This window comes from Rahnella sp. Larv3_ips (assembly GCF_003697865.1).
Taxonomy (GTDB): Bacteria; Pseudomonadota; Gammaproteobacteria; order Enterobacterales; family Enterobacteriaceae; genus Rahnella; species Rahnella rivi.
The window spans coordinates 385,838-399,371 of the sequence record NZ_MJIB01000004.1; the positions used below are offsets into that span (position 1 = coordinate 385,838).

Below are 13,534 nucleotides of genomic sequence, written 5' to 3' on the forward strand. Positions count from 1 at the left end.
CATGAATCAACCAGGCTCGCCACTGAGTGCTGATAACACTTCGATCATGGCACAGATGATCCAGCGGTTACCGCTGTCAGATATCCATTTCCGCCGGATCAGTGAGCTGATTTATCAGCGCGCAGGTATCGTGCTGGCGGATCACAAACGGGAGATGGTCTACAACCGCCTGGTACGGCGGTTGTGGCTCCTCGGGCTGAACGATTTCGGCAGTTATCTGGCGATGCTGGAAAGTGATACCAGCAGCGCGGAATGGCAGGCGTTTATTAATGCGCTGACCACTAACCTGACGGCATTTTTCCGCGAAGCGCATCACTTCCCGATACTCGCGGAACATGCGCGTTCAAGGCCGAATAATTACAGCGTCTGGAGCACCGCCGCCTCAACGGGCGAAGAGCCGTACTCCATCGCCATGACCCTGAGCGAAGCGCTGGGGCCGCGTATGGCGAACTGCCGTATTCAGGCCAGCGACATCGATACTCAGGTGCTGGAAAAAGCCACGGCGGGCGTTTATCGCCAGGAAGAGTTGCGTACGCTCAGCCCGCAACAGTTGCAGAAGTTTTTTCTTAAGGGCACCGGCCCGCACAGTGGTCTGGTGCGCGCCCGTCCGGAACTGACGCAAATGGTGGCCTTCCAGCAACTGAATTTACTGGCAAACCAGTGGCAGCTTAACGGACCCTTTGATGCAATTTTCTGCCGTAATGTGATGATTTATTTCGATAAAGAAACGCAGGAGAAAATTTTACGCCGATTTGTTCCGTTACTTAAGCCGGGTGGCCTGATGTTTGCCGGCCACTCCGAAAACTTCAGCCAGATCAGCCGGGAATTTTATTTGCGCGGCCAGACCGTCTATGGCCTCGCCAAGGAGAGGTAATGAATAAAATCAGAGTATTGAGCGTCGATGACTCGGCGTTAATGCGTCAGCTGATGACTGAAATCATTAACAGCCATCCCGACATGGAAATGGTGGCGACCGCGCCCGATCCGCTGGTCGCACGGGATCTGATCAAGAAATTCAACCCGGACGTGCTGACGCTGGATGTGGAAATGCCGCGCATGGACGGGCTGGATTTTCTGGAAAAACTGATGCGTCTGCGCCCGATGCCGGTGGTGATGGTGTCATCGCTGACCGGTAAAGGCTCGGAAATCACTCTGCGCGCGCTGGAACTGGGGGCGATTGATTTTGTCACCAAACCGCAGCTCGGGATCCGCGAAGGCATGCTGGCTTACAGCGAAATGATTGCTGACAAGATCCGCACCGCGTCAAAAGCGCGCCTGAACAAAAGCGTAAATCTGGAACAGCCACGCATTCTCAGCCATACGCCGCTGCTCAGCAGTGAAAAGCTGATCGCCATTGGCTCTTCCACCGGCGGAACCGAAGCAATCCGCCACGTTCTGCAACCGCTGCCACCGACCTGTCCGGCGCTGATGATCACGCAGCACATGCCGCCGGGCTTCACGCGCTCTTTTGCCGAACGTCTGAACAAACTGTGCCAGATCACCGTAAAAGAGGCCGAAGACGGCGAGCGCGTTTTACCGGGGCATGCGTACATTGCGCCGGGCGACAGACATATGGAACTGGCACGCAGCGGGGCCAACTATCAGGTTAAGTTGAACGACGGCCCGGCGGTAAACCGCCATCGTCCGTCGGTTGACGTGTTATTTCGTTCGGTGGCGCAGTTCGCCGGACGCAATGCCGTCGGGGTGATCCTGACGGGAATGGGCAATGACGGCGCCGCCGGCATGCTGGAGATGCACCGCGCAGGGGCGTATACCCTGGCACAAAATGAAGCCAGTTGTGTGGTTTTCGGTATGCCTCGTGAGGCTATCGCCACCGGTGGCGTCAATGAAGTGGTGGATCTCAGCCAAATCAGCCAGCGCATGCTGGCACAAATATCAGCCGGTCAGGCATTACGTATTTAATTTTTCAGCCTTGCGCTGGGTAGCAAACCTTAGGAGTAGATAAAACATGGCCGATCCAAATCTGAGATTCCTGGTAGTAGACGATTTCTCTACCATGCGTCGTATTGTTCGCAACCTGCTGAAAGAGCTGGGCTTCCAGAACGTGGAAGAAGCGGAAGATGGCGTTGATGCGCTGAACAAACTGCGCGCCGGGGGTTTTGACTTCGTGGTATCTGACTGGAACATGCCAAACATGGACGGTCTGGATTTACTCAAAACCATCCGCGCGGATGCCGCACTGGCAAAACTGCCGGTACTGATGGTCACCGCCGAAGCGAAAAAAGAGAACATTGTGGCCGCCGCGCAAGCCGGTGCCAGTGGTTACGTCGTTAAGCCATTTACCGCCGCCACGCTGGAAGAAAAGCTGGGCAAAATCTTCGAAAAACTGGGCATGTAGGAGCAGTTATGGCAGAGATACCAATGCCTGCAAATGATGCAGCAACCGCGGGCGATATTATCGCCCGCATTGGGCAACTGACCCGTATGTTACGCGACAGTATGCGTGAACTTGGCCTGGATCAGGCCATTGCACAGGCCGCGGAAGCGATCCCTGACGCGCGTGACCGTCTCGACTACGTTGTCACCATGACGGCGCAGGCCGCAGAACGCGCCCTGAACTGCGTGGAAGCGGCGCAGCCTCGTCAGAACAAACTGGAATCCGGTGCCAAAAAGCTCGACAAGCGCTGGGAGGAATGGTTTGAGAATCCTATCGAACTGTCTGACGCCCGCGAACTGGTTTCTGATACCCGCGGCTACCTGAAAGAAGTGCCTGAGCACACCGGTTTCACCAACGCACAGTTGATGGAAATCATGATGGCGCAGGATTTCCAGGATCTGACCGGTCAGGTGATCAAACGCATGATGACCGTGGTGCAGGAAATTGAAAATCAGCTGCTGATGGTGCTGATGGAAAACATTCCTGAGCAACAGGTCAGAGCGAAACGTGAAAACGACAGCCTGCTCAACGGCCCGCAGCTCGATACCAACGGTGTCGGCGTGGTGGCCTCGCAGGAACAGGTCGATGACCTGCTGGATTCATTAGGTTTCTGATGCGTCTGCCTGCCTCAAAAGAACACCTCTTTGTGCTATGCAAAGAGGTGTTTCTCTTATCCAAAATTTTTAATTATTTTTCCCCTCTGCCGCCATCTGTGGAATAACCCGCATTTATCCCCCTTGTTCCATCCATAAGACTTAGCCGCTTTTGTCATGCTATGCGTGAAATTGTGCCCGTTGCCTGTTGAGCAGCGGGTAAATGCTGACAGGAACCGCCGGTGGCTGAAGAAAGCGATCTCGAAAAAAGTGAGGCCCCCACAGCCCACAGGCTGGAAAAAGCCCGTGAAGAAGGACAGATCCCGCGCTCGCGTGAACTGACCTCGATGCTGATGCTCGGCGGCGGATTGACGCTGTTGTGGATGTCCGGCGAATCCATGGCGCGCCAGCTTGGCGTGATGATCGCCCAGGGGCTGAATTTCGATCACAACATCATCGGCAACGACCGGGAGATGTTGCAGCAAATGGCGTCACTGCTCGGTCGAGCGGTGATGGCGTTGTTGCCGGTGATTGGCGGGCTGATCCTGATCGCCCTCGCCGCGCCCTTGTTGCTGGGCGGCCTGCTGTTCAGTGCCAAATCCTTTGAATTTAAGTTCAGCCGTATGGATCCGATTGCCGGATTCAAGCGGTTGTTTTCCGGTCAGGTGCTGGCGGAACTGTTGAAAGCGATATTGAAAGCGTCGCTGGTGGGCAGCGTCGCAGGCTTATACCTGTGGCATAAGTGGCCGGAAATGCTGCGACTGATTGCCCAGCCGACCATTCCCGCGCTCGGTGAAGCGCTGAGCATGGTGGCATTTTGCGGGCTGATGGTGGTCTTCGGGCTGACGCCGATGGTGGCGTTCGATGTGTTCTGGCAAATCTGGAGCAACCTGAAGAAACTGCGCATGAGCAAGCAGGACATCCGCGACGAACATAAAAGTCAGGAAGGTGACCCGCACGTTAAAGGGCGTATCCGCCAGCAGCAACGTGCGATGGCCCGCCGCAGGATGATGGCCGATGTGCCGAAGGCCGACGTGATTGTCACCAACCCGACGCACTACGCCGTGGCGTTGCAGTACAGCGAAGACAAAATGAGTGCGCCAAAAGTTCTGGCGAAAGGTGCGGGCAACGTGGCACTGCGCATCAAAGAGCTGGGTGCCGAACACAAAATTCCGATGCTGGAAGCGCCGCCTCTGGCACGTGCGCTTTACCGGCACAGTGATATTGGTCAGCAAATCCCGGCCGCGCTGTATGCCGCGGTCGCGGAAGTTCTGGCCTGGGTTTATCAGCTCAAACGCTGGAAGCGTGAAGGCGGACTGATCCCTAAAAAACCTCAACATTTACCGGTGCCTGACGCATTGGATTTTGCAGGAGAGAGTGATACCCATGGCTAATCTGGCCGCGATGCTGCGTTTACCCGCCAACTTTAAGTCCGGACAATGGCAGGTGCTGGCTGGCCCTATCCTGATTCTGATGATCCTGTCGATGATGGTGCTGCCGCTGCCGCCGTTCCTGCTCGACTTATTGTTTACCTTTAACATCGCGCTTTCCATCATGGTGCTGCTGGTGGCGATGTTCACCCAGCGCACGCTGGATTTTGCCGCGTTCCCGACCATTCTGCTGTTTTCCACCTTGCTGCGTTTATCGCTTAACGTGGCCTCGACCCGTGTGATCTTACTGGAAGGTCACACCGGCGGCGCGGCGGCAGGGCGGGTGATCGAAGCTTTCGGCCACTTCCTGGTGGGCGGTAACTTCGCCATCGGTATCGTGGTGTTTATCATTCTGGTGCTGATCAACTTTATGGTCATTACCAAAGGTGCCGGGCGTATCGCCGAAGTCGGCGCGCGTTTCGTGCTCGACGGCATGCCCGGCAAACAGATGGCTATCGACGCCGATCTCAACGCCGGTCTGATTGGTGAAGATGAAGCCAAACAGCGCCGCAGCGACGTCACGCAGGAAGCGGACTTCTACGGTTCTATGGACGGTGCGAGTAAATTCGTGCGCGGTGACGCCGTTGCCGGTCTGATGATCATGATCATTAACGTGGTCGGCGGCCTGCTGGTCGGCGTACTGCAACATGATATGGATTTCGGCCACGCGGCGGAAAGCTACACCCTGCTGACCATCGGTGATGGTCTGGTGGCGCAGATCCCAGCACTTGTGATTTCCACGGCGGCCGGTGTCATCGTGACCCGCGTCGGTACCAATCAGGACGTCGGCGAGCAGATGGTGACCCAGCTGTTCCGTAACCCGCGCGTTATGATGCTGAGTGCGGGCGTGCTGGGTTTACTCGGCATGGTGCCGGGCATGCCGAACCTGGTCTTCCTGCTGTTCACGACCGGCCTGTTAGCGCTGGCCTGGTGGATCCGTGGTCAGGAGCAAAAAGCCCCGGTGGTAAAAGAAGCCGCGCCGGTCGAAGGTGAAAACAAACAGCTGGTGGAAGCGAGCTGGCAGGACGTTCAGCTGGAAGACCCGCTGGGCATGGAAGTCGGTTACCGTCTGATCCCGATGGTGGACTTCGCGCAAAATGGCGAACTGCTGGGGCGTATCCGCAGTATTCGTAAGAAATTCGCGCAGGAAATGGGCTATCTGCCGCCGGTTGTTCACATCCGCGATAACCTCGAATTACCGCCTGCGGGCTACCGGATTTTAATGAAAGGCGTCGAAATTGGCACCGGCACCGCGCATCCTGGCCGCTGGATGGCAATCAATCCGGGCAGTGCCATTGGCGAATTGCCGGGTGAAGCGACCGTGGATCCGGCCTTCGGGCTCTCGGCGGTGTGGATTGAACCGGCGATGCGGGAACAGGCGCAGATTCAGGGCTTTACGGTGGTGGAAGCCAGCACCGTGGTCGCCACGCACCTCAATCACCTGATCAGTCTGCATGCCAGAGAGCTGTTTGGCCGCCAGGAAACGCAGGAGCTGATGGACAGGGTCAGCAAAGAAATGCCGAAGCTGACCGAAGACTTTATTCCGGGCGTCATCTCGCTGACCAACATGCACAAAGTGCTGCAAAACCTGCTTTCCGAGCGCGTCTCGATCCGCGATATGCGCACCATTATTGAAACCCTGGCGGAATACGCACCGACCCAGCCTGATCCAAATGAGCTCACTTCGGTGGTGCGCGTGGCGCTGGGCAGGGCTATCACCCAGCAGTGGTTCCCTGGCACCGGTGAAGTGCAGGTTATCGGGCTGGATACCGCGCTGGAGCGTCTGCTGTTGCAGGCCTTGCAGAGCGGCGGCGGGCTGGAGCCGGGTCTGGCAGACCGTCTGCTGACGCAGTCTGAAGCGGCGTTGCAGCGTCAGGATATGCTCGGTGCGCCGCCGGTTCTGCTGGTGAACCACGCGCTGCGTCCGTTGCTTTCGCGCTTCCTGCGCCGTTCCCTGCCGCAGATTGTGGTGATGTCGAATCTGGAAATGAGCGACAGCCGCCAGATCCGCATGACCGCGACTATCGGCGGTGAATAAGAACATGAACAAGCTGTTGCGCGTGGCGATGGGGTCTCTGATGCTGATCAGCGCACCGGTGCTGGCGGCGTCCGGCTCCTGGTCGGACACCCAGCGCGGCGTGACGTTGCAAAACCGGGGCGTGATGGCCTCGTCTGCGCCGCTCGCGGCACCGCAGAGTTCCCCTTTGCGGCAGCGGGCGTCGGCGACCATCACCACGGTCAGCTGGAATTACCGGCTTACGGGGCCGCGTCCGGCGGGGCTTCAGGTGTCGTTATGCAATACGACCAACCGCTGCGTAGCGCTCGATGCAGACAGCGGTCAGACCCGATCTTTTTACGGTCAGGCGGCCATATCGCCCATGAGGCTGGTGTACTTTGTACCCGGTAAAGGGGCGATGAATCCGCCGTTACGCGTGCTCAGTAATCAGGTTATTGTGAATTATCAGTAGGTTTGTCCATCAGCCCCTGCGCTGTTTCTCCTTTACCCATGGCCCGCAAAAAACGCTGCTGGGCCACCAGAATATCTTTCAGTGAAACACAGTGGTACGTCACGCCGTGACGCTGCGTCACCTGCGCAATGATCGCCGACAGCGCCGGATAATGGCGGTGGTTCCAGGCGGGAAAAATGTGGTGCGTCAGATGGCGGTTCAGCTCACCCAGCCAGTATGAAAGCCAGCGCGGATAAGGCACCCAGTCGATGGTGGTGGCAAACACGTGGCGATAACGGCCATGCTTAAAACGCCCGTCTTCCGGCACCTGATAAAACGTGCCCATCGCCCAGTGCGACCCCAATATCAGCACCACAAAAATCAGCGAAGAGAGCATCTGCCCGCCTAAATAGCACCACAGCAGAATGTCGCCGCCCATGCCCTGCTGATGTAAAACCCAATACGGCAGCGCCAGCGCCAGCAGCAGATGCAACATTTTTGCGGTGAGGAACACAGTCCAGCCGCGGAGGCCCTGATGGCGCATTTTAGGCTGCACGCGGGTTTTGCCCGCGCGGTCGATCCAGTCGAAAAACCAGATGATGCAGGGGAAGGTCAGTGCCGCGACAAACGGCCAGTAATAATGCTGCATCTGCATAAAGCCTTTGATGCGCTGGAACGGGGTCTGACGCAGCACGCCGTTTTCCTCAATATCCAGATCATAGCCCTGCACGTTCAGGTGGGCGTGGTGGCATTCCACATGCCGCACCCGCCAGCAATCGGCATCCAGCCCGAGCGGAATACAAATCACCAGGTTCAGCGCACGGTTCGCCCATGCCTGGCGGAAAAACGCATTGTGCGAGGCGTCGTGTACCGCATTGATCGCCAGTAACATTGCCGTAAAAATAAACGCGAAATAACCACAGGCAAATATAAGCCGGTTATCACTGAGCAGCGCCGTGGTGTAAAACAGCGCGCACAGGGCAAGCAGGCACAGTAATTTGGCGATCATCCGCCCGTCGGCAAAGCGATGATCCTGATGCTGCAACAGATACTGGTTCGCGGCTTTGGTCAGGTCGCGGTGAAGCGCCAGATCCTCACGCTGCTGATACCCTGGCGCCGTCATGGCTGGCTCCAGGGGTTGCCGCCTTCAGCCGTGCGCGGATCGTCACCGTTGCCCATTGCACGCAAAAACGTCTGCTGTTCGCGCATCAGCTGCCGGTAACTCAGACAGCGATACGGCATCCCGTGTTCTGCGGCCAGACCGGCAATGATCTTCGCCAGTGCCGGGTAGTGCCGGTGATGCCAGCCGGGAAAAAGATGGTGGGTCAGATGCAGATTGAGCATGCCAAACCATTTCTCCAGCCACAGCGGCGTCGGGTGCCAGTCGCAGGCGGTGGCAAAATTGTGTTTATACCAGCCCTGCGGCATTTTGCCCTGCGAGGGCGCGTCATAGAATTCCGCCTGCGCCCAGTGGGTGCCGAGCAGCAGAAACACCACGAACGTCGATGCGATCATCTGGCTTATCAGGTAACTGGCTATCACCACGCCCGCGCTGATGTGGTGGGCATGCGCGATGAACAGCGGGATCACCAGCACCAGCAGTAAATGCAGCAGCTTAAAACCGGTGAAAATAGCCCAGCCGCGTTTGCCGGGCAGCGCGCCGGTCAGTTTCAGCGGTGTCTTGCCCAGTCTGTCTGACCAGTCAAAAATCCACGCAATATAGGGCAGGGACAGCGCGGCGATAAGCGGCCAGTAAAGATGCTGATAGCGCATGTGCGGGCGATGTTTCTGATACGGACTTTGGCGGAAGATGCCATTTTCCTGGGTGTCGAGATCGTAATGCTCAACGTTGGCATAGCGGTGATGAAACCTGACGTGGCGGATGCGCCAGTAATCAGGGTCGACACCCAGCGGCAGCGTCACCAGACGGCTGATGATCCGGTTGGCGCGCGTGCTGCGTAAGAAAACGTTGTGCGACGCGTCGTGATTGACGTTGACGTTCAGCAACATGCCCGCCAGCACAAACAGCACATAGCCGCCGAAAAATCCCCAGCCGTTGTACTGGGTCAGGCAAATCGCATAACCCGCCACGCACAGCATGGTCAGCGCCACGGCTTTCAGCAAACTGACGCCATCGGCGTAGCGGTGGTCGCCCCGTGCCTGCAAATACGCCAGCGCCTGCTGGTTCAGGGCGCGGTGAAACGCCTGTTCGCCATCGGGCATAAATAGCGGCAGATCCGGTAATTTATTCACAGGCGGCCACCTCAGTCTGACGTCGGCCCACGCCCAGCGCCAGGCTGACGCCGTGCAGGCTGATTAACGGCATCAGCCAGATCCAGAACCTGTCGTGCCAGCCCAGACCGAGGAGGAAAATCAGCGGGAGAGCGACGGTGATCAGCAGCCACGCGATGACGCCCCCTTTACGGCCTTCGGCAATTGCGCCCAGCGCCAGCGTACCGGCCATCAGCAACAGGAAAAGCGTGACCTGCGCCAGCGTGGTGCCCTGATAGCCGTAACCGTATTGCCAGACATAGCCAATCACCAGCGAGAACAGCAACAGCGCACCGGTAAGCAGGCTGGCCGTGGCACAGCGGAACTGCGGCGGTTTATGACGATAGCGCAAAGGCAGTTTCAGATACTGAAAGAACGGCTGATTGCTCGCCCAGAACGGATTTTGCGGGTGCGGCTGTTTACCTGAACCGTAGGTAAATTCGCCCTCCGGCAAACCCGGCCAGTAGGTGCCGAACATTTTGTCCCAGAAAATGAACGTGCCGCCGCAGTTTTTATCCGCGTAGAAACGGTCATTGACGTGATGCACGCGGTGATGGGAAGGCGTGACGAAAATTTTCTCAAGGAACCCGAGATTGGGCGTCAGCGCGTTGTGGTTAAACAGCTGCACGCTGTAGTGCAGCAGCGACACGGCGATAAACACCGACAGCGGCACACCGGCAATCGCCAGCAGCATAAAGAACGGGATCGAGGTCAGCGACGAATACCAGGAATTACGCACGCCGAGCGACAGATTGAAGTGCTCACCCTGATGATGCACCACGTGCACCGCCCACAGCGGGCCGAATTTATGATGCAACCGGTGCAGCCAGTAGAAACCGAAATCCCATGCCAGCAACGCGAAAAGCCACATCAGCGGCGCAGGCCAGCCGCTGACCCAGTTCAGGCTGAAATGCGTGACAACCAGCCCGTAACAGAAAATCTCCAGCCCGCGAAACAGCCACAACATCACATGACCGGAGTTGAGGTTAAACATCACATCGCGCCAGTTAACCGGCTCTTTGCGCAAATACTGCAACAGGCAGGCTTCGCCTAACACCACCACCAGCATAAAGATGATCGGAATAATTAAATCAACCATGAGCACTTTCCTTGTGACCAGACGGCGTAATCAACATGAACCGCCACAGCAGCGCGCCGACGCCAAGTGCCAGACCGGCACCGCTCAGCAGATCGACAAACAGATGGCGACGTAATTGTAAAATTGAGAACCCGATAGCCAGGCACCACAGCATATACAGGCCGGTTTTCCAGAGATGGCGGCTGCTCAGCGCCCAGACGGAGAGTACGGTCAGCGCCATGTGCAGCGAGGGCAGGCAGTTCTGGCGCGAGTCAACGGCGGCTAACGCCGAGAGCATCCGCGCACTGAGTGAGTCTTCGGAGAATGCGGGGTACACCATGGTGGTCGGCCAGAGGAGATAAACCATCCCCGAGAGCAGCGCAGTGAGTATCATCGCATTACGCAACCAGAGGAGCCGGTGTGCCGGGCAGGTCAGGTAAGCCAGCGGGATGATGATGAAAAACGACAGATACAGCCAGATGCCGCCGGGGCTGAACGGGATCATCCGGTCAATCACCGAGGGCATCAGCACGGTGCCTGCTGTCTGAAAAGTATCCGTCAGATGATAAACCACGCCGACTGCGCCCCAGCCCAGCAACATCTGCCATAAACGATTAACCATGAACGGTGTCCTTTAAGCGGGTGATCCGACGTTTTTTAAGCATGAAGTTGGCGGGAATGTTTCCCGCCCTTAGCGTCCACTGTAACTGAGAAAGGTCCACGCCCTGTACAGCGAAATGCTGCTCCAGCCGGGTTTTACACAGGGTCAGTTCGCTTTCGCTGCATTCGGCTTCCAGCAACAACGCGACGTCATTTTGCTGCGTCAGCCGGTAGTCTGCCGTCAGCGGCAGGGCGTTGGCGATCACCCGGTTGCAGGCATCAGCAAACATCACCTGCGGCTGCCTGTCTTTGCCCGGCAATGCCAGCCAGTCGTCGCAGCGGCCTTCGATGCGCTCGATGGACAGGGTCACGCGCCCGCAGCCGCACGGCTGCTTACTTTTCACCAGCACATCGTCCAGCCGGTAACGCACAATCGGCTGGGTATGGCGGGTAAAATCGGTAATCACCGGCACGAAGCGGCGGTCGTCTATCCACTCCGGTTCCACGTGAATAAATTCTTCATTAAGGTGCAGCGTTCCCCGCTCGCAGGTGGCGGCGAGAAAACCTTCGGTTGCCTGATAAACTTCACCCACCAGCGGGAAAACCTGCTCCAGCAATTGACGATCCTGAGTGGTCAGCACTTCGGCAACGGAAATGACTTTGCTGACGTTGAGCGTCAGTTCGCGGTTCAGCACCGCCAGCGCCAGCTGCCGAAGTACCTGTGCCGGCGCGACAATAATGGTCGGCGCGACATTTTCCAGCCGCAGCAATTGCGGGTGAAAAGGCGCGAACAGATCGAAAAACTCAAGGGTCAGCCAGCGGTTATTCACGCTGTGGTAGAGGTTATTGTCTGCCCGCAAAAACATCGCGACGCGCTCACCGCGGCGTAACCCTTGCGGCAGCATTTTTGCCAGCATTCCGCCCGCCCAGACCTGCTGCTCATGCGGGCTGACGACGAAAATCCCGCGCTGGCCGGAGGTGCCAGACGAGAGCCCGACGCTGAACCCCTCGATCTGCGGCGTGAAATGGCGGTCGCGTTCCGCACGCTGCGCACAGGCCAGCAGCGCCTCTTTCTTCAGACCGGCCGTGTTCATCTGATCGAAATTCGCCATCATCAGGGCCTTATCCATCAGCGGCCACTGATTTTGCGGCAGGGTCGCGCAGGCCTTAAACCACGGGCTCTTTGCCAGCGTTTTGCGGGCAAACTGACGCAGTTTTTTCTGTTGCCACGCCAGCAACGCTTCGCGGTTGTCAAACACCAGCCGGCGGGTGCGCAGGTAGTGCCACAGGGTTTTCAGCGGGATCATAAATCCCCCTCGTGGCACAGGTGGATCTTCACATTGCCGCTCAGATAAAGCTGGTTGAGGCGGCGCAGCGTTTCGTAATACGCGGCACTGTTGTCCATCACCAGATGCGCCATACGCGATGGCCCGCGCAGACTTTCGTAACTTTTCGGCGACCAGGCTGCGTCGCTGGCGAGCAGCTCCCAGCCGGAATCAGTGAGAACAAATGCGCCGATATGTCCGGCAGCATGTCCCGGCAGCGGCACCAGAATAATTTCATTGTCGCTGCCAGGCAGGCTGTATCCGCCCTCAAAGGGGGCGAGCGCGGCGGGCAGGGGCGTTTCCTCCATGGCTTCCATCCATTGCAGCCCGGTTTCGAAATCGTCCGGGATAAGCCCCGGAACGAACGCGTTTTTCAGGGCGGCCAGGCCACGAAGTTTGCGGGTGCGGATCCAGCCGTCCATGCTGCTGATGGCAGGCACACCGCTGAAATCCCGCAGCCCGGCAATATGATCCCCGTGAAAATGCGAAATGATAAGCGCCGTGATATCCGCGGGAGAAATTCCCCGATCCGCCAGCTGACGGAACAGCGCATCCCGTGAGTCGAAATGCACCGGCGTGGTCGCCCGGTACAGGCGGTAAATGCCTTTTGACGTGTAATGTTCGAAATGGTCGGCGTAGCCGGTATCCCATAGCCAGCGCTTGCCCTGCGCCTCTAACAGCCATGCCCGCGCGGGGAATTTACACACCCGCCAGCCCGCGCCTTTGAGGGCCATACAGCCGGGGTGCAGGCAATAGCCCACGTCAAAAGCGGTGAGATTAGCCAAGGTGCACTCCTTTATTTTCCCGCATCGCCTGCGCCGTCAGCCCGATGGCCTGTTGCATGGAATACACCGGCCGGTAGTGCAGCTCGCTAATCGCACGGGCCTGGCTCAGCGTCATATCATAATTCACCGCGCCGACGCTGTAGCGGGTCAGCAGCGGTTCGCGCCCGCGCGCCTGAGCCAGCAGCTCCATGCCGCTCGCCACGCCATAAAGCAGCCGGTAAGGCACAGGCCGGAGGGTGAAACGGATCCCGAGCTGTTCATTCAACAACTGATGCAACATGTCACCGAGGCGCTCAGGTTGCTGATTGGTAATGTTATAGACCGCCGCCGGGGGAAGATGTGGCTGAGCAGTGGCCTGCCACATGGCTTCGACGACGTTGAGTGAAAAGGTCAGGTCCAGCAGCGTTTCACCGCCGCGCGGCAAGCGCAGCACGCCTTTATTCAGGCGGATTTGCTCAAGAATGCGCGGAACGATCACCCGGTCATGTGAGCCGAACAATCCGCGCGGGCGAAGCACGGTAAAACGTGTTGCCGGAAATTGCTGCTGGCGCTGCGTGATGCAACCCTCCGCCAGAAATTTGCTGCGGGCGTAATGGTTAGCGAAGCG

At 57.9% G+C, this 13,534-nt stretch carries 14 protein-coding genes; 7 read left to right on the plus strand and 7 right to left on the minus strand.

Features of this window, described 5'->3' with window-relative positions:
• The first annotated feature begins 1 nt into the window (after position 1).
• The 7 genes from cheR (at position 2) to ED901_RS04220 (ending at position 6,889) form a co-directional block, all read left to right on the plus strand.
• The gene (gene cheR / locus ED901_RS04190; protein ID WP_122094983.1) at positions 2-874 is read left to right on the plus strand and encodes a protein-glutamate O-methyltransferase CheR; all 873 of its coding nucleotides are present in this window, start codon (positions 2-4) and stop codon (positions 872-874) included.
• Positions 874-1,923, plus strand: a complete 1,050-nt coding sequence (locus tag ED901_RS04195) for a chemotaxis response regulator protein-glutamate methylesterase (protein WP_056769709.1) — start codon at positions 874-876, stop codon at positions 1,921-1,923. The genes cheR and ED901_RS04195 overlap by 1 nt, the downstream gene beginning before the upstream one ends.
• A gap of 46 nt (positions 1,924-1,969) precedes the next feature.
• Complete coding sequence (cheY, locus tag ED901_RS04200) at positions 1,970-2,359, plus strand: chemotaxis response regulator CheY (protein WP_056769710.1); 390 nt, start codon at positions 1,970-1,972, stop codon at positions 2,357-2,359.
• 8 nt (positions 2,360-2,367) lie between these two features.
• Positions 2,368-3,012 (plus strand): protein phosphatase CheZ, encoded by a 645-nt coding sequence (gene cheZ, locus ED901_RS04205; protein ID WP_056769712.1) that lies wholly within the window; start codon positions 2,368-2,370, stop codon positions 3,010-3,012.
• 221 nt (positions 3,013-3,233) lie between these two features.
• Positions 3,234-4,385, plus strand: coding sequence for a flagellar biosynthesis protein FlhB (gene flhB / locus ED901_RS04210; RefSeq protein WP_056769714.1), 1,152 nt, complete (start codon positions 3,234-3,236; stop codon positions 4,383-4,385).
• The gene (flhA, locus tag ED901_RS04215) at positions 4,378-6,459 is read left to right on the plus strand and encodes a flagellar biosynthesis protein FlhA (RefSeq protein ID WP_056769715.1); all 2,082 of its coding nucleotides are present in this window, start codon (positions 4,378-4,380) and stop codon (positions 6,457-6,459) included. The genes flhB and flhA overlap by 8 nt, the downstream gene beginning before the upstream one ends.
• Positions 6,460-6,463: 4 nt before the next feature.
• Positions 6,464-6,889, plus strand: a complete 426-nt coding sequence (locus ED901_RS04220; RefSeq protein ID WP_205965071.1) for a flagellar protein FlhE — start codon at positions 6,464-6,466, stop codon at positions 6,887-6,889.
• Here ED901_RS04220 and ED901_RS04225 read toward each other — a convergent pair.
• From ED901_RS04225 to ED901_RS04255, 7 genes are all read right to left on the minus strand, one after another.
• Positions 6,870-7,991: an acyl-CoA desaturase gene (locus ED901_RS04225; protein ID WP_122094985.1), complete on the minus strand. Its 1,122-nt coding sequence runs from the start codon at positions 7,989-7,991 to the stop codon at positions 6,870-6,872. The genes ED901_RS04220 and ED901_RS04225 overlap by 20 nt on opposite strands.
• A complete protein-coding gene (locus ED901_RS04230) occupies positions 7,988-9,091 on the minus strand; it encodes an acyl-CoA desaturase (RefSeq protein ID WP_122095613.1) in 1,104 nt (367 codons plus the stop codon). Before ED901_RS04230 ends, ED901_RS04225 begins: the two co-directional genes overlap by 4 nt.
• 22 nt (positions 9,092-9,113) lie before the next feature.
• Positions 9,114-10,238 (minus strand): sterol desaturase family protein, encoded by a 1,125-nt coding sequence (locus ED901_RS04235; RefSeq protein WP_122094987.1) that lies wholly within the window; start codon positions 10,236-10,238, stop codon positions 9,114-9,116.
• Positions 10,231-10,839 (minus strand): phosphatase PAP2 family protein, encoded by a 609-nt coding sequence (locus ED901_RS04240; RefSeq protein WP_122094988.1) that lies wholly within the window; start codon positions 10,837-10,839, stop codon positions 10,231-10,233. Before ED901_RS04240 ends, ED901_RS04235 begins: the two co-directional genes overlap by 8 nt.
• Positions 10,832-12,124, minus strand: a complete 1,293-nt coding sequence (locus ED901_RS04245; protein ID WP_122094990.1) for a F390 synthetase-related protein — start codon at positions 12,122-12,124, stop codon at positions 10,832-10,834. The genes ED901_RS04240 and ED901_RS04245 overlap by 8 nt, the downstream gene beginning before the upstream one ends.
• A complete protein-coding gene (locus tag ED901_RS04250; protein WP_056769723.1) occupies positions 12,121-12,927 on the minus strand; it encodes an MBL fold metallo-hydrolase in 807 nt (268 codons plus the stop codon). The genes ED901_RS04245 and ED901_RS04250 overlap by 4 nt, the downstream gene beginning before the upstream one ends.
• Positions 12,920-13,534 (minus strand): NAD-dependent epimerase/dehydratase family protein (locus ED901_RS04255; protein ID WP_122094992.1); only part of this gene is annotated, 615 nt, incomplete at its 5' end. The genes ED901_RS04255 and ED901_RS04250, both read right to left, overlap by 8 nt.

Excerpts from the sequence above, each read along its gene's own strand:
- cheZ (WP_056769712.1), top strand. The coding sequence starts at position 2,368 with ATGGCAGAGATACCAATGCCTGCAAATGATGCAGCAACCGCGGGCGAT.
- ED901_RS04235 (WP_122094987.1), bottom strand. The coding sequence starts at position 10,238 with ATGGTTGATTTAATTATTCCGATCATCTTTATGCTGGTGGTGGTGTTA.
- ED901_RS04230 (WP_122095613.1), bottom strand. The coding sequence starts at position 9,091 with ATGCCCGATGGCGAACAGGCGTTTCACCGCGCCCTGAACCAGCAGGCG.
- ED901_RS04195 (WP_056769709.1), top strand. The coding sequence starts at position 874 with ATGAATAAAATCAGAGTATTGAGCGTCGATGACTCGGCGTTAATGCGT.
- flhA (WP_056769715.1), top strand. The coding sequence starts at position 4,378 with ATGGCTAATCTGGCCGCGATGCTGCGTTTACCCGCCAACTTTAAGTCC.
- ED901_RS04220 (WP_205965071.1), top strand. The coding sequence starts at position 6,464 with ATGAACAAGCTGTTGCGCGTGGCGATGGGGTCTCTGATGCTGATCAGC.
- ED901_RS04225 (WP_122094985.1), bottom strand. The coding sequence starts at position 7,991 with ATGACGGCGCCAGGGTATCAGCAGCGTGAGGATCTGGCGCTTCACCGC.
- cheY (WP_056769710.1), top strand. The coding sequence starts at position 1,970 with ATGGCCGATCCAAATCTGAGATTCCTGGTAGTAGACGATTTCTCTACC.
- cheR (WP_122094983.1), top strand. The coding sequence starts at position 2 with ATGAATCAACCAGGCTCGCCACTGAGTGCTGATAACACTTCGATCATG.
- ED901_RS04240 (WP_122094988.1), bottom strand. The coding sequence starts at position 10,839 with ATGGTTAATCGTTTATGGCAGATGTTGCTGGGCTGGGGCGCAGTCGGC.
- ED901_RS04245 (WP_122094990.1), bottom strand. The coding sequence starts at position 12,124 with ATGATCCCGCTGAAAACCCTGTGGCACTACCTGCGCACCCGCCGGCTG.